Annotated in this window: 19 protein-coding genes; 12 read left to right on the plus strand and 7 right to left on the minus strand. The window is 45.9% G+C overall.

The features are described from left to right. Nucleotides 1–236 precede the first annotated feature (236 nt). From LPW36_RS02670 to sspB, 5 genes are all read left to right on the plus strand, one after another. Nucleotides 237–1,670 (plus strand): anion permease, encoded by a 1,434-nt coding sequence (locus LPW36_RS02670; RefSeq protein ID WP_230607949.1) that lies wholly within the window; start codon nucleotides 237–239, stop codon nucleotides 1,668–1,670. A gap of 322 nt (nucleotides 1,671–1,992) precedes the next feature. Next, on the plus strand, nucleotides 1,993–2,421 hold the full coding sequence (rplM, locus tag LPW36_RS02675) for a 50S ribosomal protein L13 (protein ID WP_130592719.1): 429 nt from the start codon (nucleotides 1,993–1,995) through the stop codon (nucleotides 2,419–2,421). 15 nt (nucleotides 2,422–2,436) lie between these two features. After that, a complete protein-coding gene (gene rpsI, locus LPW36_RS02680; RefSeq protein ID WP_130592718.1) occupies nucleotides 2,437–2,829 on the plus strand; it encodes a 30S ribosomal protein S9 in 393 nt (130 codons plus the stop codon). A gap of 316 nt (nucleotides 2,830–3,145) precedes the next feature. After that, on the plus strand, nucleotides 3,146–3,787 hold the full coding sequence (gene sspA, locus LPW36_RS02685; RefSeq protein ID WP_230607950.1) for a stringent starvation protein SspA: 642 nt from the start codon (nucleotides 3,146–3,148) through the stop codon (nucleotides 3,785–3,787). 5 nt (nucleotides 3,788–3,792) lie between these two features. After that, complete coding sequence (gene sspB / locus LPW36_RS02690; RefSeq protein WP_230607951.1) at nucleotides 3,793–4,293, plus strand: ClpXP protease specificity-enhancing factor; 501 nt, start codon at nucleotides 3,793–3,795, stop codon at nucleotides 4,291–4,293. A gap of 63 nt (nucleotides 4,294–4,356) precedes the next feature. Here the strand turns inward: sspB and dsbI are convergent, their stop codons facing one another. The 3 genes from dsbI to LPW36_RS02705 form a co-directional block, all read right to left on the minus strand. Next, nucleotides 4,357–5,064, minus strand: a complete 708-nt coding sequence (gene dsbI / locus LPW36_RS02695; protein WP_230607952.1) for a protein-disulfide oxidoreductase DsbI — start codon at nucleotides 5,062–5,064, stop codon at nucleotides 4,357–4,359. 12 nt (nucleotides 5,065–5,076) lie between these two features. After that, entirely contained in the window at nucleotides 5,077–5,745 is a 669-nt protein-coding gene (locus LPW36_RS02700) for a thiol:disulfide interchange protein DsbA/DsbL (RefSeq protein ID WP_230607953.1), read from the minus strand. Between the two features lie 93 nt (nucleotides 5,746–5,838). Beyond that, entirely contained in the window at nucleotides 5,839–7,635 is a 1,797-nt protein-coding gene (locus tag LPW36_RS02705) for an aryl-sulfate sulfotransferase (RefSeq protein WP_230607954.1), read from the minus strand. Between the two features lie 427 nt (nucleotides 7,636–8,062). On the opposite strand from LPW36_RS02705, the gene LPW36_RS02710 reads away from it, so the two are divergent. Next, nucleotides 8,063–9,031 (plus strand): LysR family transcriptional regulator, encoded by a 969-nt coding sequence (locus tag LPW36_RS02710; protein WP_230607955.1) that lies wholly within the window; start codon nucleotides 8,063–8,065, stop codon nucleotides 9,029–9,031. A 331-nt stretch (nucleotides 9,032–9,362) separates the two neighbouring features. On the opposite strand, the gene LPW36_RS02715 is transcribed toward LPW36_RS02710, so the two are convergent. After that, nucleotides 9,363–10,781 (minus strand): glutamate synthase small subunit, encoded by a 1,419-nt coding sequence (locus tag LPW36_RS02715; RefSeq protein WP_230607956.1) that lies wholly within the window; start codon nucleotides 10,779–10,781, stop codon nucleotides 9,363–9,365. A 14-nt stretch (nucleotides 10,782–10,795) separates the two neighbouring features. Then, nucleotides 10,796–15,259 (minus strand): glutamate synthase large subunit, encoded by a 4,464-nt coding sequence (gene gltB / locus LPW36_RS02720; RefSeq protein WP_230607957.1) that lies wholly within the window; start codon nucleotides 15,257–15,259, stop codon nucleotides 10,796–10,798. Between the two features lie 732 nt (nucleotides 15,260–15,991). On the opposite strand from gltB, the gene mnmL reads away from it, so the two are divergent. From mnmL to mtgA, 4 genes are all read left to right on the plus strand, one after another. Next, entirely contained in the window at nucleotides 15,992–16,939 is a 948-nt protein-coding gene (gene mnmL / locus LPW36_RS02725; RefSeq protein WP_230607958.1) for a tRNA modification radical SAM protein MnmL/YtqA, read from the plus strand. Between the two features lie 152 nt (nucleotides 16,940–17,091). Further along, a complete protein-coding gene (gene arcB, locus LPW36_RS02730) occupies nucleotides 17,092–19,422 on the plus strand; it encodes an aerobic respiration two-component sensor histidine kinase ArcB (RefSeq protein ID WP_230607959.1) in 2,331 nt (776 codons plus the stop codon). 146 nt (nucleotides 19,423–19,568) lie between these two features. Further along, nucleotides 19,569–20,222, plus strand: a complete 654-nt coding sequence (gene elbB / locus LPW36_RS02735) for an isoprenoid biosynthesis glyoxalase ElbB (protein ID WP_230607960.1) — start codon at nucleotides 19,569–19,571, stop codon at nucleotides 20,220–20,222. A gap of 23 nt (nucleotides 20,223–20,245) precedes the next feature. Then, nucleotides 20,246–20,935, plus strand: coding sequence for a monofunctional biosynthetic peptidoglycan transglycosylase (gene mtgA / locus LPW36_RS02740; RefSeq protein WP_420844706.1), 690 nt, complete (start codon nucleotides 20,246–20,248; stop codon nucleotides 20,933–20,935). Nucleotides 20,936–21,009: 74 nt separating this feature from the next. On the opposite strand, the gene LPW36_RS02745 is transcribed toward mtgA, so the two are convergent. Together LPW36_RS02745 and LPW36_RS02750 are read right to left on the minus strand one after the other, a co-directional pair. Then, nucleotides 21,010–21,588, minus strand: a complete 579-nt coding sequence (locus tag LPW36_RS02745; protein WP_230607962.1) for a hypothetical protein — start codon at nucleotides 21,586–21,588, stop codon at nucleotides 21,010–21,012. A gap of 2 nt (nucleotides 21,589–21,590) precedes the next feature. Continuing rightward, entirely contained in the window at nucleotides 21,591–22,739 is a 1,149-nt protein-coding gene (locus tag LPW36_RS02750; RefSeq protein WP_230607963.1) for an ExeA family protein, read from the minus strand. 1,342 nt (nucleotides 22,740–24,081) lie between these two features. Between LPW36_RS02750 and LPW36_RS02755 the strand changes: the two genes are divergently transcribed. Together LPW36_RS02755 and gspD are read left to right on the plus strand one after the other, a co-directional pair. Further along, nucleotides 24,082–24,861, plus strand: coding sequence for a type II secretion system protein N (locus LPW36_RS02755; protein ID WP_230607964.1), 780 nt, complete (start codon nucleotides 24,082–24,084; stop codon nucleotides 24,859–24,861). 22 nt (nucleotides 24,862–24,883) lie between these two features. After that, nucleotides 24,884–26,911, plus strand: a complete 2,028-nt coding sequence (gene gspD / locus LPW36_RS02760; protein WP_230607965.1) for a type II secretion system secretin GspD — start codon at nucleotides 24,884–24,886, stop codon at nucleotides 26,909–26,911. The last annotated feature ends 17 nt before the right edge of the window (nucleotides 26,912–26,928 follow it).

A 26,928-nucleotide genomic window follows, 5' to 3' on the forward strand; every position in this document is an offset into this window, starting at 1 on the left:
TTTGGTTTGCCGCATTATCTGAGGCAATTGATAAGAATATATTTGCCTTCAGGCATTGTGTTTATTTACTAAGGTTAGATAGCGAATCGACAGCTATGTCGATAATAACAAGTCGATAACAATAAATAATAGAGTACTAAAGTAGTTCGCCGATTTTTATAAACAGCTTTGATGCTTATTTCTATTGATTTAAGCACACCCCTTATTTTGTTTTTATCTTAAGGAGATTGAGAGTAATGAGTAAAGAAAAAATGTGGAAGCTATTGCTGTTAATAGCTATTCCCATAGTTATTGCATTAATACCTACGCCGGCAGGATTGCCGCCAATAGCCTGGCTATTGTTTGGTCTCTATCTGGCTGCCATTGTCGGTCTGGTATTAAAACCTTATTCTGAACCGGTTATTTTGTTGGCAACGATTGCAGCAACAGCGGTGGTGATTGGTCTCTACGGCGGTAAGGATATTAAAATAGCTGAAGTGCTGAAGGGCTATTCCTCCGGTACGACCTGGTTAGTCTTTGCGGCGTTTACCCTGAGTGCTGCGTTCGTTATTACCGGTCTGGGCAAAAGAATATCCTATATCCTGATTGGTAAATTAGGGGGAACAACGCTGGGTTTAGGCTATGTTACCGCTATTCTCGATCTGTTTATTGCACCTGCGACCCCTTCTAACACTGCGCGCGCCGGGGGTATTGTATTCCCGATTATTAACAGCGTTTCGGTAGCACTGGGTTCCGATCCTAACGATAGCCCACGTAAAGCGGGTCATTATCTGATGGTTAACGTCTATATGGTGACTAAAACCACCAGCTATATGTTCCTGACGGCAATGGCTCCTAACGCGCTGGCATTAGCCATGATGTCAGATATCCTGCACATTAAACTGAGCTGGGCTGGCTGGGCACTGGCTGCTGCGGTTCCGGGCCTGATTATGTTGGCTATCACGCCTTATCTGATCTACAAGATGTATCCGCCAGAGCTGAAAAAAGTTAACAACAAAGAGATTGCAGCAGAAGGGCTGGAGAAACTGGGTCCAATGACGCTGCGTGAAAAACTGTTGGGTGTCATTTTCGTATTAGCACTGTCAGGCTGGATTGGCGCTGAGTTTATTGGCATCGATGCTTCTACCGTAGCACTGTGTGTTATGGCCGTTACGCTGATTTTGGGTGTCGTTACCTGGGATGACGTGCTGAAGAATAAAGGTGGCTGGAACACGCTGATTTGGTACGGCGGTATTATCGGTATGTCTGGCGTATTGACCAAAGCCGAATTCTTTACCTGGTTAGCTACCTTTATGGGTGAACACCTTACGTTTGGTGACCATGCAATGACCGCGCTGTTTGTGATTATGTTTATCAGCGTAGCCATTCGTTACCTGTTCGCTTCCGGTGGTGCATATGTGGCGGCGATGGTGCCGGTATTTGCTACCGTTGGTATGGTGGCGGGTGCACCTCCAATGCTGTTGGCGTTAGGGTTACTGTTTTCTAACTCCTACGGTGGTAGTCTGACCCATTACGGAGGCGCGGCTGCTCCAATCGTGTTCGGTGCCGGTTATAACGACATTCGTTCATGGTGGATTATCGGCGGTGTGATTGCCTTCCTGAGCCTGTTTATTCATATGACCATTGGCCTTGGCTGGTGGGAACTGTTAATCAGCATGGGCATTATTTAAGCCCGATAGCTGAATCAACAGTTAACATCCTCGATTGTTTAGCCCGCGGCACTGACTGCGGGCTAATTTTTTGCGTAATTAATCGCGAATAAAGTATGTTTAGCTGTAAAAACAGGTCGACCTTTGGGGGCGACTTCTCTATAATCTTGCGACCCCACGTTACAACAAAGTTTTTTTTCCCAGAAACTTTAATGGTGCCGGCATTTAACTGCTCGAAGGGGTAGGTTTGCTGGACTCGATTGGTCGTGTGAGCCTCAACAATGTTTTTTGACGTTTTGGTGTTCACCAACGTGTGTAACTTTATATTGGGTAAGTTATTTAAATGAAAACTTTTTCAGCTAAGCCAGAAACAGTAAAACGTGACTGGTATGTTGTAGATGCAACTGGCAAAACGCTGGGCCGTCTTGCTACTGAACTGGCTCGTCGTCTGCGCGGCAAGCATAAAGCGGAATATACTCCGCACGTTGATACTGGTGATTACATCATCGTTCTGAACGCAGAGAAAGTTGCTGTAACCGGCAACAAGCGTTCTGACAAGATCTATTATCACCACACTGGTTTCATCGGTGGTATCAAGCAAGCGACCTTTGAAGAGATGATTGCCCGCCACCCTGAGCGTGTGATTGAAATCGCGGTTAAAGGCATGCTGCCTAAGGGCCCGCTGGGTCGTGCTATGTATCGTAAACTGAAAGTTTACGCAGGCAACGAGCACAACCATGCGGCACAACAACCGCAAGTTCTGGACATTTAATCGGGATTATAGGCAATGGCAGAGAATCAATACTACGGCACTGGTCGCCGCAAAAGCTCTTCCGCTCGCGTCTTTATCAAGCCGGGTAGCGGTAATATCGTAATTAACCAGCGTAGTCTGGAACAGTATTTCGGTCGTGAAACTGCCCGCATGGTAGTTCGTCAGCCGTTAGAGCTGGTCGAGATGGTTGAGAAACTGGATCTGTACATCACTGTTAAAGGTGGTGGTATTTCTGGTCAAGCTGGTGCTATCCGTCACGGTATCACCCGTGCGCTGATGGAATATGATGAATCACTGCGTAGCGAACTGCGTAAAGCAGGTTTTGTTACTCGTGATGCTCGTAAGGTTGAACGTAAGAAAGTCGGTCTGCGTAAAGCACGCCGTCGTCCACAGTTCTCCAAGCGTTAATTGTTTGCCCTTCGGGCAGATGCTTAATGTTAAAAACCCGGTTTATACCGGGTTTTTTTATGGCCAACGCCAGGGAATTTCGTCGTTATTCTGTAGATTTATAAACCCCCTACAAATAATGTTGAATAAATCATCACTGACGTCTGATCAAGATGGCTAAAATCTGCTAGAATAGCCGACGCTTCGTATGCTTATCGATTCAGGTCATTTACCTTGCAGGAAGATAATTCATAGCAGAAAGCACAAAATTAGGGGAGTTGTCGTGTCCGACGGCTGCCCATTTCTGGTCATTATTTTAAGAAACTTGGAGGTTTTCATGGCTGTCGCTGCCAATAAACGTTCGGTCATGACGCTATTTTCCGGCCCTATAGATATTTTCAGTCATCAAGTACGTATTGTTCTGGCTGAAAAGGGCGTGAGCGTCGAGATCGAGCAGGTCGACATGGATAACCTGCCGCAGGATTTAATCGATCTCAATCCTTATGGTTCTGTTCCTACTTTGGTCGATCGTGAGCTGACGCTGTACAAATCTCACATCATTATGGAGTATTTAGATGAGCGTTTTCCTCATCCTCCATTAATGCCAGTGTATCCTGTTGCGCGTGGGACCAGCCGTCTGATGATGCATCGAATTGAGCAAGACTGGTATTCACTGCTGAATACTATCCTGACTGGTAGTGCTTCAGAGGCTGAATCAGCCCGCAAGCAACTGCGTGAAGAGTTGTTGGCAATTGCCCCTGTGTTTAACGAAGCGCCTTATTTCATGAGCGAAGAGTTCAGTCTGGTTGACTGCTATCTGGCTCCGTTATTATGGCGTTTACCGCAGTTGGGTATTGAATTGACAGGTGCCGGTGCTAAAGAAATTAAACTGTACATGAACCGCGTATTTGAGCGTGAAGCATTCCTGGCTTCTTTAACCGAATCCGAGCGCGAAATGCGTCTGCAAATGCGGGGATAAGAGTGATGGAGCCTACACAGATGACTCCGCGTCGCCCTTATCTGTTACGGGCTTTTTATGACTGGTTACTGGATAACCAGCTCACTCCCCATCTGGTTGTGGATGTTTCTGTCCCTGGAATTTCCGTTCCAATGGAATTTGCCCGTGACGGTCAGATAATTTTGAATATTGCGCCTCATGCGGTAGGCAATCTGGAACTGGGGAACGATGATATTCGTTTCAATGCCCGCTTTGGCGGCATTCCTCGCCATGTCCATGTTCCTATGGCGGCTGTACTGGCAATTTATGCCAGAGAGAACGGTGCAGGTACCATGTTTGAACCGGAACCAGAGTATCTGGAATCCGCATTCGCTTATCAGGATACCGATGAGGCCGACAGCGACAAGTCAGAAACAGGAATTCATCTGGTTTCAGATGAAGAACCAGAGGTTTCTGATAACGGCCCGGGTGATGATGAGCCACCTCAACCTCCACGCGGCCGTCCCGCGTTGAGAGTGGTGAAATAACGGTACCAGTTTTATGAAACAGGCGGAGATTATCTCCGCCTGTTTCACACCCAAAAGAAAACACTACCGGATTTGAGAACCCACCCGTACCGGTTTGTTGCCGCGAGCCAGCTTAATGATCCAGGCAAGAGTCATGATCACCAAAATAATAAAACACAGCCCAAATGCCAGAAAGCAAGCCTGAGCCATATTCATAAACTGCCATGATGGAATCAGATACCAGCCTTCCGCCTGAACATACATATCAATAAACCATTGTTGGATGCTGTTTAGCGTCACCCCATCCGGAACGATAGGGGCATCGTAGCCACAGTCTCCGGTTGGTTTAAACCATTCTGGCGACCAATCAGCCAGTGGAAGCCCGAAAGGAAATGATGGATCGGTGGAACAACCCTGTACGCCAAAAAGCGCATCAGGGTCAGGGTTATGTACCGCATGGTGAATACCATTTAATTTAATGGCGTAGCCCATACCAGTAATCGCACCGTAAAATGCCGCGATACATCCAATCAGCTTAAGCACAATTATTTTCGGATTGATGGCGGCAATCAGCCCACCAATGACCATGACAAACATAGCGAAACGAATATAGACGCACTGTTCACATGGTGCCATATACAGGTAGATCTGGAAAAACGAATGGGCAAGAACGATTAATCCGCCCATCACCACCACCATTAATAGCCATAGGAAACGCTGTTCCTGCCATCTGACCAGCGTATCAACCGGTGAGGTGCGTAAGTTTTTCCACATTGTTTTCAACAGACCCATAACGTGGAATCCTTATTTAGCGGCCAGCTCTTTAACCAGATCGGCCATTAAGTCGATGGATTTAATGCTCTTGGTCAGGATCAGATACTTACCGTTGACCACATAAGCCGGTACTCCCTGAATTTTTGCCACCTCATAGCTGGCTTTCCATTTCTCCAGTGTTTCCTGAACTTTTGCATCCTTCAGATTTTCATCGAAGTCCGCTTTAGTGATGCCAGCAGCATCAAGCCCGGTTTTGATAAAGGCGTCAGGATCTTTACCATCAGACCAGCGCTCTTTCTTATCATGATAGGCGGCGTAATAGGCGAACTTAGCCTTTTTAAACAGGGATTTTTCATCAAAAATAGAGACACCTGCTGCTTGATCTTTATGAATCAGAACGGCGAAAACCTCACTGGCCTGTTTGCCATATTCACCTTTGGTTTCCAAATGGAAGGGAACAAAAGTCACCGTATCTGCCACTTTAGCCGCTACCTGTGCGGTAACCGCTTTATCATACTTGTAGCAGAAAGGGCAGGCATAACTGAATACTTTGATTAGCGTTTTCTCTGCGTTTGGAATCGGTTTTTCCAGAACGACATAGTCAGTTCCTTCAGTAAAAGCCGAAGCGATAAATGACACAGCTAACAAAGCGGCACAAAGTGCACTTTTGAGTAAGCACTTAAACCCTGATGAATACATGATGGCTCCTTAATAAATTGAAAAATATAATAATTTTTTGTTATCTGACTTGTTGCTCCCTGAGAGGAAAGGCACTCAGGGAGCGGTTACCAACTACTTAAACATATTTTGTGGGCGCACCAGCAGGGCGCGATAGTGGGTCTGGTTAGGCTTATCGGAAAGCACATCGATCTCTACTTTGACCGCTTTGGTCTTATAGTCGATCTCGTTTAACTTACCGACGGTGGGTTGACCAACATCGAACAGGTGAATGGAGCCGCCGAAGCCAAACATGGTGTCTTTGTCTTTCTGATACTCCACAATGGACGTGATAGGGCTATACCAGTCATAGCCTCTATCTTTTCCATACTCCCAAACCTGCTGAACCGTCATGTTTTTCTCATCGATCTTATATTCCACAAAACGTGAGTATTTCATGGTTGGCAGAGCAGGCTGCTCCAGGCCACGGCCGTCACCATTATCGAATACGGTCAGGGTGCCTTTACTGGAGAGCCAGGCGGTATGCTGGGTATAACTAAAGTCAAAGTCAGTGTTTTCGCATTTGCCGTTTTCGTCACACTGCAACGGTTTTCCATTGTCTGATACCGGTTTTAGCAGCTTTTTAGACAGTTTTTCATTCCAGCCTTTGGATGGGGCCAGTATCCATTTCACTTCTTTATCACGGCCGATTTTTACCACGCCCTGATGACGGGAAGAGAGAATGATGGAGTCATCTTTGGCATCATAAGCAATGGAGTTTACGTGTGCCCAGTTGCGACCAGGACCAACACCCAAAGCGTCACCGTAAGGTGTGTCTGGTTCCAGCTTGGCCTGTTGACCGGCATGGGTCAAATCAACGTTAACGCACACCGCACCGGCATCCAGAGCACCCAACAGGCTATCGCGTAACGGATCGAGTATCAGGTTTAAATCCCATACGTCGAGCACGCGTCCGGATTTGTCTACTTCAATGATGTGGTCGCGAATGGTATGAACATGCAAGCCGTCATCGCGCTTGTAGTTACGTTTACCTACCCGTAATAGTACGGTGCCATTAGAGGTTTCCACCGATTCATGAGTGGCATCCATAAAGCCTCTGGGGAGCTTATGGTCCACCAGAATCTGGCCCATCATGTCAAACTCATACCAGTGTTGTCCCTGTACGGCGGTAAAGGTACCGCGTGGGGTTTCCCGAATCCCCATCAGATAACCACGTTTATTGATGTTGACATCACGGCCGTCGTAAATAGCATTCTGGTTAAGCCACCAGCGATATTCTCCCTGTGTATCAACGATAAATGTGAAAGGTGCGATATCAAAAGGTAAGGCGCCGCCCGCCGGGCCAGCGTCAAGAATGCCGGCATTCTTATCCTTTTCGCCATGCCAGTGGAGGTCAGAGCCCTGTGCGGTGAAGGTATGGGTGTTAACTAAGTACAGGCGATCTTCAAAGCCCGGAGCAACAGTGATGACTTTTGTTTCCTGCAAATCGCTTAACGAGCGATTATCCATATAGTTATTAACGATGGCCGAAGTTTTGATGATGTAGTCATCTTTTAGCTGCTTATTGTTTTCCTTATATTCCACCGTGACCTTGTTATCGTATTTTTGATACAGGCCGAATATTGGAATGCCGTCATAACTCTTTATTGAATCTGCACCAACCGCGTAGCTGATGGGGACACCCTTATCACTTTTGCCGTGTACCGTGACTTTAACGTCAGAAACTTTGTGACCGTCCAGTTCAACTAATGCGGTTAACGGTGCGTTTCCGTATGGATCCACAACGATTGCACCTAAATTACCAGCGGGCTGTGCCGGTTTAAATCCGGCAGCCATTAGCGTTGGGGAAGCAAAGCCTAACGCTAATGCGATTGTGCCTGCCACCAGCGTATTTCTGGTCTTTATAGTCATAGTTATCTCCTGATTGGTAATGCTATTTTCTTGCGATTAGAGGGGCATACCTCAGAATCAGGTACCAACCCCAACCATCCCAAAAGGGGAATTTTTTATGCTGTTAATTGGTATAACTAAGCGGTTGGCTTAACCAGACGTATCAATAAAAGGGAAAGTGGTTTTCATCCATAACCATTTAATAGTTATTGTTTTTCTGTATTCTTAATGAATGAAACATCTCTATATTATGTAAAATTAAATGTAAATTTAAGCGCTTAATATTTGATGGTTTATTGCGATTAAATTCTTTTATATTCATATCTATCAATTTGTTAATTTAATTTTATTTGACTAAAATCACGTTACGTTTGTTACATTTGTTTACTTTATGCCGATAGTAGGTTATCTCTGTGCAGAGATAAATACTCCTTTCCGGATAACGATTATGCGTAAAGTGGAAAACATTCCGCTGGATACGGAATTACTGGGTTTATTCAAAGTATTATCTGAAACACAATCACTGACGGTGGCGGCAAACAGGCAGGGAATGAGCCAGGCTGCCGCCAGCAGAGCACTAACTAAACTCAGATCGATTTTTAATGACCATCTGTTTATTAAGTCGGGTTATGGCATGCAGGCAACACCGAGGGCCAAATTGCTTACCCCCAGAGTGCTGGCAGCTTTACAGGAACTGGAACGTTTAACCGATCCAGATGAGTTTCGACCAGAGTCGCTAACGCGCACGCTGTATGTGGGGGCGGTAGATAATGGCGTATTCACTATCTTTTCCCAGGTGATTGGTGAGCTCTTTCGTCAGGCGCCAAAAGCGCGCATTGAGATATTGCCGATAGGTGAAGATCTTTGTTCCAGTCTGAAGTATGGAACCATGGATTTAGCCATTTTCCCGTTATTGGCTTTGCCACCAGATTTTCATGAGATCAATTTGTTTGAAACCTCTTACGCCTGTCTGGTGCGGCAAGGGCATCCACTGACGGAATATATTGGGTCGGGGAACGTCCCTTCAATGGAACAGATTAATCAGTTCCGCCGTATGCAGATTACCGTTCATGATGGTAAACAGGGGCAAGGATATGCCATTGATGAAGGCGCTTTTGAACAATCGGCAGACCATGATATTGCCATGTCGATCCCCTATTTTTTAGCGGCTCCTATGATACTGGCTGAAACGGATTTTGTATTAACCTTACCCTGCCAGACCGCCCATCATTTTGCAGAAAAGAATAATTTAGTCGTGTTACCTTACCCTTGTGATTCACGCAAATTCTTTACCCGGCTGGTATGGCACCATCGCGTGCACTACGATCCGGCAGCCCAATGGTTAAGAAGTTTATTTATTAAGTGCGCGTCGGAAGAAGGAAAGCTGGTTAAAGCAAAGAAAACTGAAAACTATTGATGAAAAGTCTGACTGTTTACTTTTGTACTTAAAAATGGCTAATCGTCAGGCGGGACGGGTGTTGGGGGCGACTTAGCATAAGCCAACGACAAACAGGCAAAGCCTGTTTGAACAGCGTTTGCGCTGGCCCGCAGGGTGTTTCATAACTACCCCTAATCCGGTCAAGCCTGACGCACTCCGAAGCTAAGTAAAAACGGTCTTCCGGTCGAACACAAAGCAGATATAAGCACTTTATATGTTACGACCGGAATATTCATAGCTGCTGATATGTTAGGTTTCAGTAGTTTGAGGTTGTTAAATATGATGATGTATTACCATAATTAACAACTAGCTAAACCCCCAAAAACGTCATAATCCCATCTGCCGCTTTACGCCCTTCGGCAATGGCGGTGACAACCAGATCGGAACCTCGAACCGCATCACCACCGGCAAATATTTTGCTATTGCTGGTTTGGTAAGGGGTGTCGCTGTTATCCGGTGCGGTAATTCGGCCCTGCTTATCAACATTAACGCGCTGTTCCGCTAACCACGGCATACTGTGCGGTTTAAAGCCGAAAGCCATAATGATGGCATCGGCGTTAAGGGTATGCTCAGAACCTTCGATCACCTGCGGATTACGGCGTCCTTTAGCATCCGGTGCGCCCAGTTCAGTGCGAACCACTTTCACACCATTAACCTGACCGGCGGCATTGACTTCAATGCTGATGGGTTGCAAATTAAACTGGAACTCGACGCCTTCTTCACGGGCATTTTTCACTTCGCGTCGTGAGCCAGGCATATTCTCTTCATCCCTACGATAGGCGCAGGTCACTTGAGTTGCCCCCTGACGGATAGCGGTTCTGACACAGTCCATTGCGGTATCACCACCACCAAGTACCACCACGCGCTTACCTTCCAGATTGATGTAGGGTTCATCGCTGCTGGCGGCATAGCCCATAATATGTTTGGTATTAGCAATCAGATAAGGCAGGGCGTTATATACGCCATTAGCCTGCTCATTCGGTAAACCACCGGACATCGATTGGTAGGTACCGACCCCAAGAAACAGACTGTCGTATTCAGCCAGCAGTTGAGCAACGGAAATATCCTTACCAATTTCGGTATTCAGACGAAATTCGATCCCCATTTCGGTAAAGATTTGGCGACGTTTCACCATCACCTCTTTATCCAGTTTGAAAGAGGGAATACCAAACGTCAGCAGGCCGCCGATTTCCGGATGGCGATCGAAAACTACCGCCTGTACGCCATTACGTGCCAGCACGTCGGCACAGGCTAATCCTGCCGGGCCAGCGCCGATAATCGCCACTTTCTTACCGGTAGGTTTCACCTGTGACATATCCGGTTTCCAGCCCATTTCCAGCGCTTTATCAGTGATATAACGCTCAATATTACCGATGGTAACGGCACCAAACTCATCGTTTAAAGTGCAGGAGCCTTCGCACAGGCGATCCTGTGGGCAAACACGACCGCACACTTCCGGCAGGCTATTGGTTTGGTGAGCCAGATCGGCCGCTTCCATAATTCGTCCTTCATTGGCCAGCTTCAGCCAGTTAGGAATGTAGTTATGTACTGGGCACTTCCACTCACAATAGGGGTTACCGCAGGAAAGACAACGGTCTGTCTGCGCTTTGGCCTGCGTATCCAGGAAGGGTTCATAGATCTCAACAAACTGAATCTTCCGGATATTTAGCGGTTTTTTAGGCGGATCAACACGCTGCAGGTCGATAAATTGATAGACATTTTCGCTCATGGTTTACCTTCCTCTTACTGCGCCTGAATCCGCAACTCAGCACTGGAACGGCTACGATGGCCGAGCAGTGCTTTAATATCGCTGGATTTGGGTTTGACCAGGACAAATTTAGTTGCCCATATGGACCAGTTTGCCAGAATCTCTTCTGCTCTGGCGGAACCGGTGTTCTGGATATGTTCGGTTAACAATCCACGCAAATGCTCTTCGTGAATGGCTAATGCATCGACTGCCAGCACTTCAACCAGTTCAGGATTAACCCGTTTACGGAACTCGTTATCCTCGTCCAGTACATAAGCGAAACCACCGGTCATACCTGCACCAAAGTTGATACCGGTACGACCCAGAATACAAACAATACCGCCGGTCATATATTCACAACCGTTATCACCAATGCCTTCTACTACGGTAATAGCGCCGGAGTTACGCACGGCAAAACGTTCACCGGCACGACCTGCGGCAAACAGCTTACCGCCGGTGGCACCATACAGGCAGGTATTACCGATAATTGAAGCCTCGTGTCCGCGGAAAGCAGAACCCACCGGCGGACGAATATTAATGATACCGCCAGCCATGCCTTTACCCACGTAGTCATTGGCATCGCCGGTCAGGGTTAATTCAACACCACCAGCATTCCACACGCCAAAGCTTTGTCCGGCAGTACCGTTAAAGTGAACCTTAATAGGATCTCCCGCCAGCCCCTGATCGCCATGTTTTTCGGCGATAGCGCCGGACAGTGCCGCGCCCACCGAGCGGTCGGTATTACGGATATCAAAGTAGAACGATTTGCTCTGTTTAGCCTGCATATAAGGTTCTGCCTGAGTCAGAATGGTCTGGTTCAGTATCCCTTTATCAAACGGCGGGTTATTCTCGGTACAGAACAGCGCTTTGCCAGGGTGTGGTTGTGCACAGTGCAGCAAGCCGGAGAGATCCAGACGCTGCTGTTTAGCAGAGAAACCGTCCAGCTCCGTTAATAAATCGGTGCGTCCAATCAAATCGGTCAGTTGAGCGATACCCAACTCGGCCATAATCAGGCGGGTTTCATGAGCAATAAAGTTAAAGTAGTTTATCACTCGTTCTGGCAAGCCGTGATAGTGGTCGGCACGCAGCTTCTCATCCTGAGTGGCAACGCCGGTGGCGCAGTTGTTCAGATGACAGATTCGCAGATATTTACAACCTAAGGCCACCATCGGGCCAGTACCAAAACCAAAACTTTCTGCGCCAAGAATTGCCGCTTTGATAATATCCAGTCCGGTTTTCAGACCGCCATCCACCTGTAGGCGAATTTTATGGCGCAGGCCGTTTGCCACTAAAGCTTGCTGAGTTTCTGCCAGACCTAATTCCCATGGGCTTCCGGCGTATTTCACCGAACTTAACGGGCTGGCACCGGTGCCGCCATCGTAACCGGCAATAGTAATTAAATCGGCATAGGCTTTGGCCACGCCGGTAGCGATAGTGCCAACCCCCGGTTCAGACACCAGCTTCACCGATATCATGGCTTTATGATTGACCTGCTTAAGGTCAAAAATCAGCTGGGCCAAATCTTCGATAGAGTAGATATCATGATGAGGCGGCGGAGATATCAGGGTGACACCGGGAACGGAATAACGCAGTTTGGCAATATAAGGCGTAACTTTATCCCCCGGCAATTGACCACCTTCTCCCGGTTTTGCCCCCTGAGCCACTTTAATTTGGATCACATCCGCATTGACCAGATAGGCTGGGGTAACGCCAAAGCGGCCGGAAGCCACCTGCTTAATGCGAGAGACCTTATTGGTGCCGTAACGCACTGGATCTTCACCGCCTTCGCCGGAGTTAGATTTACCGCCGATGGTGTTCATGGCAATAGCCAGCGATTCATGGGCATCCGGACTCAAAGCACCAATAGACATCGCGGCGGTATCAAAGCGGGAGAACAGCGATTCTGCCGGTTCAACCTGATCAATGGCAATGGCCTGAGACTCATCCTGTGGTTTTAACGCCAGTAAATCGCGCAGGGTTGTTACCGGGCGCTTGTTCACCAGATCGGCGTACCGCTTATAGTCTTCATAGTCGCCTGATTTCACTGCGGCCTGTAAGGTAGACACCACGTCCGGGTTGTAAGCATGATACTCACCACCATGAACAAACTTCAGTAAACCGCCCTGTTCCAGAGGCTTACGCTTTAACCATGCCCGTTTAGACAGGTTAAGCAGATCCTGTTGGAAGTCGCTGAAGTGGGCTCCGCCAATACGATTGGAGACACCTTTAAAGCAGAGTGCTGTCAGCTCGGAATGCAGACCAACGGCTTCAAACAGTTGGGAGCAGCGGTAGGAGGCAACGGTAGATATGCCCATTTTGGACATAATCTTATATAAACCTTTGTTGATACCGTTACGGTAATTCAGCATCACCTTACGCTGTTGCTTTTCAATAACGCCGTTCTCTACCATTTTGGCCAGCGTTTCATAAGCCAGATAAGGATAAATAGCGGTAGCACCGAACCCCAACAGCACGGCAAAGTGGTGTGGATCCCGGGCGCTGGCGGTTTCAATAATAATGTTGGCATCGCAGCGCAGGTTTGACTCTACCAGACGGGTTTGCAGTGCGCCCACCGCCATTGGTGCCGGAATAGGTAAACGGTCCGGCGCAATATTGCGGTCAGATAGCACCACCAGTACCGTGCCCTGGCGGACTTTCTTCTCGGCTTCATCGCACATAGCAATAACCGCAGCATGCAGATCCATGTTGTCCGGACAGTAGGTGATATCTACCGTATCGGCCCGGTAGTACTCCTCTTTCAGCGTAGTTAGCTGCACAAAATCAGAGTACAGCAATACCGGAGAAGTAAAGCTCAGGCGATGGGCCTGACCTTCCGCTTCACAAAATACGTTCATCTCGCGGCCAATATTGGTGGCCAGTGACATCACATGAGCTTCCCGCAGCGGGTCGATAGGTGGGTTAGTGACCTGAGCGAACTGTTGACGGAAGTAATCGTAGATAACCCGGGGCTTGCTGGAGAGCACGGCAAACGGGGTATCATCCCCCATAGAGCCGGTAGCTTCCTGACCATTTTCACCAATAACGCGGATTATCTGTTCCAGTTCTTCATTCGTGTAGGCGAACTGTTTCTGGTAGGTTTCCAGCAGGGCGTCATCCATTTCGCGGCTGCCGACCCGATCGTCCGGCAGATCTTCAAATGGCGTTAAGCGGCGAACGTTCTTGCTCATCCAGCTCAGGTAAGGGTGACGGCTTTTTAAGTCATTATCAGTTTCATTGGTGCGCAGAATTCTGCCGGTACGGGTATCGATCACCATCAGTTCACCGGGGCCAACGCGGCCTTTTTCAACCACTTCATCCGGTTGATAATCCCAGATGCCGACTTCTGAAGCACAGGTAATCAGCTTATCTTTGGTTATTACATAGCGGGCAGGGCGCAGGCCGTTACGATCCAGATTACAGGCAGCGTAGCGCCCATCGGACATGACAATACCCGCCGGACCATCCCACGGCTCCATATGCATAGAGTTGAAGTCAAAGAAGGCGCGTAGCTCTTCATCCATATCCGGGTTGTTCTGCCATGCCGGTGGAACCAGCAAACGCATGGCTCGAATCAGATCCATCCCACCGCTAAGAAACAGCTCCAGCATATTGTCCAGCGAACTGGAGTCGGAGCCGGTTTCATTAACAAAAGGGGCCGCTTCCTGTAAGTCAGGAATCAGCGGAGTTTTAAATTTATAGGAGCGCGCTCTGGCCCACTGGCGGTTACCGGTGATGGTATTGATTTCACCATTGTGTGCCAGATAACGAAACGGCTGTGCCAGTTGCCAGCGGGGTACGGTATTGGTAGAAAAGCGCTGGTGAAACAGACAAATAGAAGATTCCAGCCGCAGGTCTGCCAGATCGAGATAAAAACGCGGCAGGTCAACGGGCATACACAGCCCTTTATAGATACTGACCACGTTTGACAGACTACAAACGTAGAATGTCTCATCTTTTACCCGTTTTTCGATACGGCGGCGCGCCATAAACAGACGGCGCTCCATATCTAATGAGCGCCAGCCCGCCGGTGCGTTAACGAAAATTTGTTCAATACGCGGTAGGGAAGAGAGTGCAATCTCTCCCAGCATATCCGGATTGGTTGGCACTACCCGCCAGCCAATAATTGAAAGGGTTTCTCGCTGAAGTTCTTCTTCAACAATTTTACGGCTGGCTTCTGCCTCTTCCGCATCCTGACTGAGAAACAGCATGCCGACGGCATAATTTTTTGCCAGTCGCCAGCCTTGCTCTTCCGCCACCAGACGAAAGAAACGGTCAGGTTTTTGCAGTAATAATCCACAGCCATCGCCGGTTTTACCATCCGATAATATCGCGCCGCGATGTTGCATGCGTGACAGGCCATGAATAGCCGTTCTGACGACTTTATGACTCGGCTCACCTTCTATATGGGCAATCAGGCCGAAACCACAGTTGTCACGTTCTTTCGACGCGTCGTATAGCATGATGTTGCTCTCCAGTTACCCCATGTGTGTATTTCTGATGTTGTTATAGTTTATTGCCTGTTCATAATCAGCGTGGTGGATGTCGGACATTCCTTTACCCGTGTATTAAGAACCACGCTATCTGCTATATCCGTTATTTATAATTTGCCTGTCCAGAGAGGGATGTATAGTCAGTGTGATGGGGAACACGCTGCATACAAACGCCACTGTTATTGGATAGCAGAATCTATTCCTTAGACTCTTAAAAATGGCGCCTGACCAACTTAATATACAAAGAGAATTCAGGTCAAATATGCAGCGTAAAACACACTATTTTATACTTTATTGATTATATGATTGATTTATATTGAATTTACCACTCATTTGAGATGAGTGTTTTGTTTTTTAATCATAATAAAATGTGAGCTAAGTCACTGTACTATCGGGTCGGAATTATGTTCATCCTCTCCTGATACTCTATATTCTGGTATTATATGTCGGTTTTTGAATTATCTTTAGTATTTAATTGTGTTGTTTGTTGAGATTATGTTACAGACAGGTTGAGTATCAGTATAAAAAGAAATCATAGAAAGTTGTGGTTATTCACTTTGGCTTATATCGCCATTATTTCTGTACTGACTGCTTCGTTGACTTGATCTTTATCACCTCGTGACGGAAGAATTAAGCGTAGTCTGGTGGCCCTTTTTCTTCCGACGAGAAAATAGAATATCCTTCTAAAACATGTGATTAATCATGCAACTGAATCGACATATCAATATGTTTGGCGCTGATCTACAGCAACGCTACGGCGAAAAAATCCATAAGCTGACGCTGCATGGCGGGTTCAGTTGTCCTAACCGTGATGGTACGGTAGGCAGAGGAGGCTGTACTTTTTGTAATGTGGCTTCGTTTTCTGATGAGGCACAGCAACATCAAAGTATTGCAGAACAGTTGACGCGTCAGGCGAAGAAGACCAATCGGGCCAGCCGCTATCTGGCCTATTTTCAGGCTTATACCAGTACCTATGCTGAGATTTGCTTATTGCGCGATATGTATCAACAGGCGCTGTCGCAGGCAGATATTGTTGGGATCTGCGTTGGCACTCGCCCTGATTGTGTATCCGGGCCGGTGTTGGATTTACTGTCGGGCTATTGCCAGCAGGGGTATGAAGTATGGCTGGAGCTGGGATTGCAGAGCGCCCATGATAAAACCCTGAAAAAAATTAATCGCGGTCATGATTACTCCTGCTATCAGGCAACAACTGTCGCCGCCCGACAGCGGGGAATTAAAGTCTGTACTCACCTGATCGCCGGATTGCCGGATGAAAATATTAATGACAATTTAGAGACCATCGCCAGAGTTGCGGAAACGGGCACTGATGGTTTAAAGCTTCATCCTTTACATATTGTTACCGGTAGTACCATGGCAAAAGCATGGCAGGTTGGGCGTTTGACGGCGTTGACACTGGAAGAGTATGTGCAACGCGCAGGTGAAATGATCCGCCATACGCCGGTTGATATTATTTACCACCGAATTTCAGCTACCGCACGGCGCCCAACCCTGTTAGCGCCACTGTGGTGCGAGAATCGTTGGCCGGCCATGAATGCTATTGAAAAGTACCTTATTGAAACGGGAAACCAGGGGTCGGCTTTGGGACAAAGCTTTTATCCCTCGCGGGATGACGACGGAATAGTCCGGTAAAGTTTTATGTTGCAGCGAAGTGTTATGGCATATGCTTTAAATAGTAAGTTATGTTCTGGTTCAAAAATTGATGCATGATTTAACTGCATATTTCGCTATTTATCCCCGGTTTACGGTATGATTTCGGCGATAAAAAAATCTTGGGAGTAACAATGAAGCAACTGCGGAAATTAGCCCAGTATTATGTTGATGCCATGGTGAAGTTAGGCCTGGTACGCTTCTCTCTTATTTTAGCGTCGATCATTATTGTTTTAGCTTTTACCGTGCAGATTTCGGTAACTGCGGCACTGCATGGTGAAATTGAACGTATCGATGTTATTCGCTCTATTTTCTTTGGGCTGCTGGTTACTCCCTGGGCAGTCTATTTTCTCTCTATCGTGGTCGAACAACTGGAAGATTCCCGTCAGCGGTTAGCCAAACTGGTTGAAACGTTGGAGGATATGCGTGCGCGCGATTTAGAACTTAATCATAAGCTACAGAATAATATTGAACGCCTGAATCAGGAAATTGGCGAACGGATAAAAGCTGAAGAGGCCAGAGAACGGGCGATAGAAGAGTTACAAATTGAGATTGTCCAGCGCCAGCAGGCTCAGATTGAATATGAACAACAGTCGGTATTTTTGCGTTCGTTTTTAGATTCATCCCCCGATCTGGTGTATTACCGGGACGAGGAAGGGCGTTTTTCCGGCTGCAATCGGGCAATGGAGTTACTGACCGGCCGCAGCGAGAAGCAGTTAATTGGTTTGAGTCCGGGTGATATCTATAACAATGAAGTGGCAGAAAAAGTTATCGAAACTGATGATAAAGTGTTCCGCCATAATGTTTCCCTGACTTATGAGCAGTGGTTGGTTTATCCGGATGGTCGCAAAGCATGTTTTGAAGTACGTAAAGTGCCTTTCTATGCACTGGATGGCAAACGTCATGGCCTGATGGGTTTTGGGCGGGATATCACCGAACGTAAACGCTATCAGGATGCGTTGGAAAAAGCCAGCCGGGACAAAACCACTTTTATTTCTACCATCAGCCATGAATTAAGAACGCCGCTGAATGGAATTGTCGGACTCAGCCGTATTTTGCTGGATACCGAGCTGAACGCCGAACAGCTTAAATACCTGCGTACTATCTACGTTAGCGCCACTACGCTGGGGTATATCTTTAACGATGTTATCGAGCTGGATAAAATTGAACGGCGCAAAACCCAACTGGAAATCGCCCCGCTGGACTTACTGAATTTTCTCTCAGATTTAGAAAACCTGTCCGGGTTGTTGGTAGAACCGAAAGGTCTGAGTTTTACGCTGGAATATGGTGATAACCTGCCGGCCTTTATTATGACCGACGGAACCCGCCTGAGACAGATTCTATGGAATTTGATCGGTAATGCGGTGAAGTTTACCTCTCAAGGAGGCGTTACCGTTCGGGCTCGCCGTGAAGGGGAGAATCACTTCTATTTTGAAGTGGAAGATTCCGGAATTGGCATTCCACAGGAAGAGATTGATAAGATTTTTGCCATGTACTATCAGGTTGCCAGTAAACACGGTGGCCGCCCGGCGACGGGAACCGGTATTGGACTGGCAGTATCCCTGCGTCTGGCTCAGGCGATGGGGGGCGACATCTTTGTTAAGAGCAAAGTGGGCAAAGGTACCGTCTTTACCGTATTTATTAAGGCATCGGCAGCAGAAAAAGAAGCGCCGCAGAAAGAAGAGTTACCTTCAGCTTCTTTAAGGGTATTATTAGTCGAAGATATTGAGCTGAATGTGATTGTTGCTCGTTCAGTGCTGGAAAAACTGGGGCATACTGTTAGTGTTGCGATGACAGGTACGGAAGCGCTGGAGAAATTTAAACCAGGAGAGTTCGATTTGCTGTTGTTGGATATCCAACTGCCGGATATGACCGGTTTTGATATTGCCCGGCAGATCAGAAAAAACTATGCGCCGGAAGAGATCCCACCGTTAGTGGCGCTGACGGCAAACGTATTAAAGGACAAACAAGAATATCTGAACTCAGGGATGGATGATGTACTCAGTAAACCGCTTTCGGTGCCGGAGTTAATGGTAGTCATCAAGAAAATCGGAAGTGCCCAACTAAAAATGTTACCTAAACTACAGGAGCAAGGCGCGATGAAGCCCAATGAGTCTATACTCGATTTAACCATGTTAGAGCAGTATATGGAGTTAGTTGGTCCACAGCTTATTCTTGATGGTTTGACTATGTATGAACAAGTGATGCCAGGCTATCTGGCAGTGCTTGAGTCCAATATGACGGCCAAAGATGAAAAAGGTATCACCGAAGAAGCACACAAAATTAAAGGAGCTTCCGGATCCGTTGGGCTGAAACATCTTCAACAGCTGGCTCGCCAAATTCAAACGCCAACGTTACCTGCATGGTGGGATAACGTGGAAGAGTGGATTGATGAACTGAAGTTGGAATGGCGTAATGATGTTCAGGTATTACGCACTTGGGTTGAGGCTCAGGAAAAACACTGACAGGCCTCAATACAGGTGATTTTAATGCGGCGAAACCGAAAGGTTTGCCGCGTTGTTGCTTATGGTTACAGGTAAATTTGTAGTACAGAATGGTATACCGATAATCGGTAAATTAGGTCTGGTCAATTTAACGGGAGGAGTGATTGATGAAACGGGTTGCCGTTGTATTAAGTGGATGCGGTTTTTTAGATGGAGCAGAAATCAATGAATCAGTGTTAACCCTGTTGGCGTTAGACCGCGCTGATGCTGAGGTAACCTGCTTTGCCCCCGATCAGCCGCAGTCTGATGTCATCAACCATTTTACCGGCCAGCCAGCCACTGAGAGCCGTAATGTGCTGACTGAGTCAGCCCGTATTGCCCGGGGTAAAATTCAGCCACTGTCTCAGGCTGATGCTGCGCTGTTTGATGCACTGATTGTACCGGGGGGGGTTGGTGCTGCCAAAAATCTGAGCAATTTCGCCTCTCAGGGTGCGGAGTGTGAAATTAATCAGGATTTAACCCGTTTGGTGAAAGCGATGCATAAAGCAGGTAAGCCAATGGGCTTCATCTGTATTGCACCCGTATTGCTACCAAAAATGTTAGGTGTTCCGGTCCGCCTGACCATCGGTAACGATATTGATACTGCTGAGGTGGTGGATGCCATGGGCGGTGAGCATATTACTTGCCCGGTTGATGATATCGTGGTGGATGAAGAGCAAAAAGTGGTTACTACGCCAGCCTATATGTTAGCGCAGCGTATCAGCGAAGCCGCTCAGGGTATCGAAAAACTGGTAGCCCGGGTGTTGGTGTTGAGCGAATGAAGACATTCGCCCCTTCAAAAATGATGGGGCGCCTGCTGTTTTGGCTAAAACGATGCGTTAAGGTTGTTTTACTGATTTGGGGTGCCGGGATCATCGTCTTTGCTTTTTTACCGGTACCGTTTTCTGCTGTCATGGTAGAGAAGCAATTGGGGGCCTGGCTTACTGGTAATTTCTCCTATATAGCCCGTCAAACCTGGGTATCGATGGATGATATCTCCCCTCATATGGCGCTGGCGGTGATTGCAGCAGAAGATCAAAAGTTTCCTGACCACTGGGGCTTTGATATGAATGCGATTGCTGCAGCGTTCAGCCATAACGAACGTAAACCTAATCGCATTCGCGGTGCTTCAACCATTTCTCAGCAAACCGCGAAAAACCTGTTTCTGTGGAATGGCCGCAGTTGGGTGCGCAAAGGGCTGGAAGCCGGATTAACTGTTGGCATGGAGCTGGCGTGGACTAAGCGCCGTATTCTGACGGTTTATCTGAACGTTGCCGAGTTTGGCGAGGGCGTGTTTGGTGTTGAAGAGGCGGCCCAGCGTTACTTTAATAAATCGGCAAAAAATCTGACCCCTTCCGAATCGGCGAGGCTGGCGGCTGTTCTGCCTAATCCTATTCGTTATAAAGCCAATAAGCCTTCCGGCTATGTGATCCAGCGTCAAAACTGGATATTGCGCCAAATGAGGCAGTTGGGAATGGGAACGCTGGACTGGTAACGCGGTATAAGAATGAAAAGCTCAGAGGGGTAAGCTCTGAGCCTGTTAAGTTTTCTGTTGTATACTTTGCTGATTTATTTCTTTTGTGGTTCCGTGGTGACCTGAGGGATATCTGAATTATATTCCCGACTCTGTTCTTGCAGAGCCTGTGCCAGCCGCTCCCGTAGATTTCGGGTTGCTTCACTTTCACTACTGTCATCACTGACTGGCGCCCTGGCTTTATTATTCATTGGCGCCAGTGGAATATCACCTTCAGGTTCACCTCTTATTACATCACGATCGACCAGCGGTTGGCTGAGGTTATTCATGGTGGTTAACGGTGATGGCGTCTGTGGCTGAGGTAATGGTTTAGTGGTGTAAAGATAGTGCATATCAGAAAGAAATATTTCCGGCTGCTCTTTGGGGACTTCCGGGGTAGGAACTGATGCCTGCACTTCTATTGGTTTAGGATAGAGATATTGCCAGTACATATGGCCAAAGGTTCCACCGATGATAAGCAGTGATGCACCTGTTACGGCCGCAACAATATACAGACCCAACCGAAAATAGCTGGGCGGTGCTGCCGTAATACGAACTTTTTCACTGGTACGTTGGTTAGTCTGGTTGCGTTGATTACGCTGATTACGATAAGCAGTCAGGGAGATAGCGGACATGATTACTGTATCTTTTGCTTGATTAACTTCGGTGAATCACCGGAGGCCAAGGCTAATTTCATCAGTGTTTCTGAACCGACCAGCCCGTCATCCTTTAACCCTTCATTCTTCTGGAACTGTTTAACACTCTCCATCAGCTCAGGAGACCAGGAATTCTTTTTGCTTTTGGGTTTAAGCAAAGCGCGACTTAGCATCTTATCCAGCCAGGCTATTTCGCTACTGCTGCTGGTACCATCGATTTTATCCCGACCCAGCGGCGTCAAACGATAGAAGATAATATATTGCCCGGTATTTTTTTGTTCAAACCAGCTACGGCTGGCTTGCCAGGTACGGTTATTAATCAGCAGATCGATATCTGTCTTGCCAACCCGAACGACGTTGACATAGCCAATATTGCCATCAACTTTTACCTCTGCTATCCACGGGTAACCAATCTTTTCCAGATCTTCCAACTTAGCCTGACCCTTTTTACACTGCAGGTTAGCTCTGCCAGCCTCTTCACAAAATGCGTCATCATTAGAGACGTCATAGCCCCATATTTTGTACATTTGCTGCATGGCGGCTATTTGATTGCCGACTTCCAGGTCAACGGCAGGCTCTGCTTTGGGTTCCGGCAGCGCTATTGGCTCTGGCTCCGGTGGATTCCAGGCGGTTGGATGCGGTAAATGTGGAGAGATAACCGGCAAGATCGCCCAGCCAAGAGCCAGACAAACAACCACTGAAGCTAACGCGGTGGACAGTTGGGTCGGTGTTGCCCGGCAGGAGCCGGTGATCTCTTTCGTTGCCATATGTAGATGATGTTGAGTGATAACCTCACTACGTTCGGCATAAGCACCGAGCAGCGCATAATGTGCAATTCGATTGACGAGCGAAAGCTTGCCTTTAGCCGCACGATAAATCCAGCGTATCTGTTGAGAGCTAAACAGAGCCGGATTACCATCATTCCAGGCTAATTGATGTTCAAAATATTCAGAGTACTCACGTATGCCCGGCATACGAAAGTTCAAATTGGTGTGTAACCATGATTGAAAGGTTTTGGGTAATAAACGCCCCAGCTTATCTGAGCCAGACAGCAAAATGGTCAGTGAGGCATTTTGTTCTTCAGCCTGAGCAAGACGCTTTTTTAAGATATCCCAACAGCCTTCAGTCATACATTGCGCAGAGGTAATGATCAGTAGCTGTGAATTATTGGTGATAAATCCATGAGTTACTAACTGATGATTGGCCTCTATGTTTTCCAGTTTTTTTATTAACTCCTTTTTTGACAGCGAGGGGGAAGCATTGACAGTTAAACTATGGCCTTGATATTCAGTACTAATTCTTTTAATAAAGTCATTAAGGCTATTTTCATCTTGTGAATAGAATCCAATAACCCCTTTTTTATTGCATGCATGGGATATTAATAAGTAAATACTATGGAAATATTCAAGAAAAAATCGATTGTTATGAAAAATAGTATTTCTAAAGGGCTCACTACCAAATTTGAAATGTTCTAAGTACATAATTGTTATCACCCTTTACTATATTGATACTGTTGTGCATTTTATATGAATAAATAATTTTTTATTTAAATCAATATGATGCGTATTTCGTTCCTAGTGGTAAAAATATGTTATCTATCAATAAATGGTTCTGAACTGTTGCTAAAAAATTATTTAATTCAACATGTTCAATTTATTGACTTAATTATAATATTATCATTGTGATAATGAATTTATAGTTCTCGCCATTCACCCTGTCAAGAAAGGTCATTTTTTTTCGCGCTGAGAATAGATGAAAACAAAGCAGTTTTAGCGATGGAAGAATAGATAACCAGCATATCACTTCGTTTGTTAATGAAATCTGGCTAAGGCCTGAAAAGATAACTCTATGTTTTATTTTATCTAATTTTATGATTTTGATTAAATTTACCCATAAGCCTATTCCGTGGTGGAAATAATTTTATTTGACATGTTTATCTTTTTAGATGGCAACTACAAAATCGGGAGGTTTGGAAGACTGATATTGATTGTAAAATGTAACTGCAATCTTATGAGGCAATGAATGAATATGTTGTTTTTGATTGATTTTTCTTTTTATCTGTTTTATATAAATATTTTTTTAAATTTTATAATAAAAGGCCGTTTTTTATGGATTTCCCCATGAAAAATGTTAAAAAATTAAGGGTTATTATTGGGTTTGTTATTAATTATAAATTAATGGTCCGTGCTTTATTCAACTGTCATTAATGTAATAACTTATGGAAATATTTATAACAATATTAATGCATAAGTGTTGCTTTGTTTTTTACATATCGAAAAATTATTTTCTTAATATATATGCACTTACTAAAAATAAGGAATTTCCGTCTTTTTTAGGATAAGAAACGTGTGGATCTTGACGGCAATTATAGGGAAAATATTCTTAATCCAATAAGTATCCGAATATTCTAATTATTTCCCTTTAATTCGGGTTGGTAGCTTATTGTCTCTATTTTATCTACAAGGTATTTGAATGATGCAAATTAATATTATCAATAAGTACACCGTTCCGGCACTGATTCTGGGGGTTTGTGGACTTGGTGTTTTTCAGGCTTACCACACTTATGATAACCATAAGAACTACACATTAAACAGCGAAACTAAACGTCCGTCACACAAAAATAAAAAAGTGGAAGAGGCGGCTCCGGCGACGCTGGCACTGTTTAATGCGCCGCAAAAAGCTGCTCCGGGCGCGGCGAAAAAGGCGCCTTTAGTATTGGATATTAGCGCTATTGTATATAGTAGTAAGCCTGGTTTATCCGTCGCAACGGTTAACCAGGGCGGAAAGCAGATTAGCTATCGTGAAGGCGAAAAACTACAGGGATATGACGATGCCTGGATTGATTCGATTGAAAAAGACAGTATTCAGATTCGTGATAAAGGTGATATAGAAACCGTACAATTAAAAAATCCGGATTATATTAAAGGTATTGATACCACTCGTGTTTTACCGGTAAAAGATACAAAATTAGTTGAGAATCATTTAGGTGATTATTTTATTCTGGGACCGGAATATAAATCTTCAGATAAATTATTAGGTTTGAAAATTACACCTAAATCTGCATCAGATGTGTTTAAAAAGGCAGGGCTTAACCCTGGTGATATAGTTGTAAAAATAAACTCTAATGATGTAACAGGAAATAAAGAAATAAAAAGTGTTATTGACCAATGGGCTAAGTTAGATTCTGCAAATATTATTGTTAAACGCGGTGGCGAAGATAAAAACATTCATCTAGATTTACAAATACTGTGACCCTATATGAATTAAACCAAATATGAAAAGAAAAATTTGCGCTCGCTCAGTGCTCGCATTATTGTTTTTATATTCCGGGCATCTAATGGCTGCTGATTTCAGTGCTAATTTTAAAGATACTGATATCAGAGAATTTATTGATGTTGCCAGCAGAAATTTAAATAAAACAATTTTAGTTGATCCTGCCGTTCAGGGAAAAGTGTCAGTAAGAACCTATGACCTTCTTACTGAAGAGCAATATTATCAGTTTTTTCTTAGCGTATTAGATCTGTATGGTTTTTCTGCTATTCCGATGGATAACGGCATGATTAAAATTGTCCGTTCATCGACAGCGAAAACCGCGGGTGTACCTGTAGCAGATACTGCCAATCCGGGAAAAGGTGATGAAATCATCACCCGGGTTGTTCAAATGGAAAACGTACCCGTCAGAGACCTGGCCCCTTTATTACGCCAGCTTAATGATGCTTCCGGCGTGGGTAACGTAGTGAATTATGAACCGTCGAACGTTCTGTTACTGACGGGGAAAGCCTCTTCTATTAATCGCCTGGTGGATTTAGTTCATCGGGTTGATGCCTCCGGTGTACAGCAAAGGGAAACTATTTCTTTGCAATATGGTTCCGCCAAAGAAATTTCAGACATGCTCAATAACCTGAGCAATGAGGAACAAAAAGGGCAGAGTGCACCGCAGTTAACGGCCAAAGTGGTTGCAGATACACGTACCAATACCCTGGTATTGAGTGGTTCTGCTCAGGCACGGGAGAAAACTCGTAGCCTGATTAAAAAACTGGACCGTAATGAAAACAGTCAGGGCAATACCCGAGTCTTCTACCTGAAATATGCTAACGCAGTGAAAATTGCCACTGTGTTAACCGGTATTGGTGACAAAATTCAAACGGATAAAGGTGGTGGTGCTAAAGCGTCGGCTTCATTATCCAGTAAGAATGACCTGAATATTACCGCTGACGATCAGACTAACTCTCTGGTGATTACCGCGCAGCCTGATGTTATGCAGTCACTGTCACAGGTTATCGGCAAGCTGGATATTCGCCGGGCACAGGTATTGGTTGAAGCGATTATTGTTGAAGTTCAGGATGGTGCCGGCATGAATCTGGGAGTGCAATGGGCGACCTCTCACGGAATTTCTCAGTTTACGAATACCGGTATTCCTATCTTTACCGCTAAACGCGGTGCCGATCAGTTAGATATTGATGGCAAATTTACCGCAACTAACCCACTAACGGGGGTACTTGGCGGTTATAACGGTTTAGCTACCGGCTTCTTTAACGGTGATTTCGGTGCTCTGTTAACCGCACTGGCGTCTGATAATAAGAGCGACATTCTGTCAACACCAAGCGTTGTTACTCTGGATAACCGGGAAGCTTCATTTAACGTAGGTCAGGATGTTCCTGTGTTATCAGGTTCTCAATCCAATACCTCCGGTGATAACGTTTTCAGTACGGTTGAACGTAAAACCGTCGGTACCAAACTGAAAGTTACCCCACTGATTAACGATGACAACTCGGTTCAAATGAAAATTGAACAGGAAGTTTCCAGCGTTGACCCAACTTCGGCTCAAAGTACGTTAGGGCCAACCTTTAACACCCGCACTATTAATAATGAAGTATTAGTTAAGAGTGGTCAAACGGTGGTATTAGGCGGTCTGGTTGAAGACTTCACGACACAAACTGTATCTAAGATACCGTTGCTGGGTGATATTCCATTAATTGGTCAGCTGTTCCGTAGTACCTCAAACACCAAAGCGAAACGAAATCTGATGGTCTTTATTCGCCCAACGGTTATTCGTAGCGATGCTGACTATAACTACACCTCAAAAGTGAAATACAACAAGAGCCGTGAAGATCAGCAGTATCGAATTGAAGAGAACAAGATCGGTATTGTTCCGCCAATCGATCCGAAAGTTCTACCTGAATACCCTGACAACTTATCTCCAGGTACTTTAGGCAGCTCGGGCACTGAGGACACTACTCAGCCGATTGTGCCAGCAACAACAACGGCAGCACCGCGTGGACGTAATCCATTTCGCGACTAAATAAATAGTAGAAGGCG

It is taken from the genome of Limnobaculum eriocheiris (assembly GCF_021010575.1).
Lineage (GTDB): Bacteria > Pseudomonadota > Gammaproteobacteria > Enterobacterales > Enterobacteriaceae > Limnobaculum > Limnobaculum eriocheiris.

What these genes read in the sequence shown, in the direction of transcription:
- dsbI (WP_230607952.1), bottom strand. Translation starts at nt 5,064, where the DNA reads ATGGGTCTGTTGAAAACAATGTGGAAAAACTTACGCACCTCACCGGTT.
- mnmL (WP_230607958.1), top strand. Translation starts at nt 15,992, where the DNA reads ATGCAACTGAATCGACATATCAATATGTTTGGCGCTGATCTACAGCAA.
- LPW36_RS02670 (WP_230607949.1), top strand. Translation starts at nt 237, where the DNA reads ATGAGTAAAGAAAAAATGTGGAAGCTATTGCTGTTAATAGCTATTCCC.
- sspB (WP_230607951.1), top strand. Translation starts at nt 3,793, where the DNA reads ATGGAGCCTACACAGATGACTCCGCGTCGCCCTTATCTGTTACGGGCT.
- LPW36_RS02705 (WP_230607954.1), bottom strand. Translation starts at nt 7,635, where the DNA reads ATGACTATAAAGACCAGAAATACGCTGGTGGCAGGCACAATCGCATTA.
- rpsI (WP_130592718.1), top strand. Translation starts at nt 2,437, where the DNA reads ATGGCAGAGAATCAATACTACGGCACTGGTCGCCGCAAAAGCTCTTCC.
- rplM (WP_130592719.1), top strand. Translation starts at nt 1,993, where the DNA reads ATGAAAACTTTTTCAGCTAAGCCAGAAACAGTAAAACGTGACTGGTAT.
- LPW36_RS02755 (WP_230607964.1), top strand. Translation starts at nt 24,082, where the DNA reads ATGATGCAAATTAATATTATCAATAAGTACACCGTTCCGGCACTGATT.
- LPW36_RS02715 (WP_230607956.1), bottom strand. Translation starts at nt 10,781, where the DNA reads ATGAGCGAAAATGTCTATCAATTTATCGACCTGCAGCGTGTTGATCCG.
- mtgA (WP_420844706.1), top strand. Translation starts at nt 20,246, where the DNA reads ATGGGGCGCCTGCTGTTTTGGCTAAAACGATGCGTTAAGGTTGTTTTA.
- gspD (WP_230607965.1), top strand. Translation starts at nt 24,884, where the DNA reads ATGAAAAGAAAAATTTGCGCTCGCTCAGTGCTCGCATTATTGTTTTTA.
- LPW36_RS02700 (WP_230607953.1), bottom strand. Translation starts at nt 5,745, where the DNA reads ATGTATTCATCAGGGTTTAAGTGCTTACTCAAAAGTGCACTTTGTGCC.
- LPW36_RS02710 (WP_230607955.1), top strand. Translation starts at nt 8,063, where the DNA reads ATGCGTAAAGTGGAAAACATTCCGCTGGATACGGAATTACTGGGTTTA.
- sspA (WP_230607950.1), top strand. Translation starts at nt 3,146, where the DNA reads ATGGCTGTCGCTGCCAATAAACGTTCGGTCATGACGCTATTTTCCGGC.
- elbB (WP_230607960.1), top strand. Translation starts at nt 19,569, where the DNA reads ATGAAACGGGTTGCCGTTGTATTAAGTGGATGCGGTTTTTTAGATGGA.
- arcB (WP_230607959.1), top strand. Translation starts at nt 17,092, where the DNA reads ATGAAGCAACTGCGGAAATTAGCCCAGTATTATGTTGATGCCATGGTG.
- LPW36_RS02745 (WP_230607962.1), bottom strand. Translation starts at nt 21,588, where the DNA reads ATGTCCGCTATCTCCCTGACTGCTTATCGTAATCAGCGTAATCAACGC.
- gltB (WP_230607957.1), bottom strand. Translation starts at nt 15,259, where the DNA reads ATGCTATACGACGCGTCGAAAGAACGTGACAACTGTGGTTTCGGCCTG.
- LPW36_RS02750 (WP_230607963.1), bottom strand. Translation starts at nt 22,739, where the DNA reads ATGACTGAAGGCTGTTGGGATATCTTAAAAAAGCGTCTTGCTCAGGCT.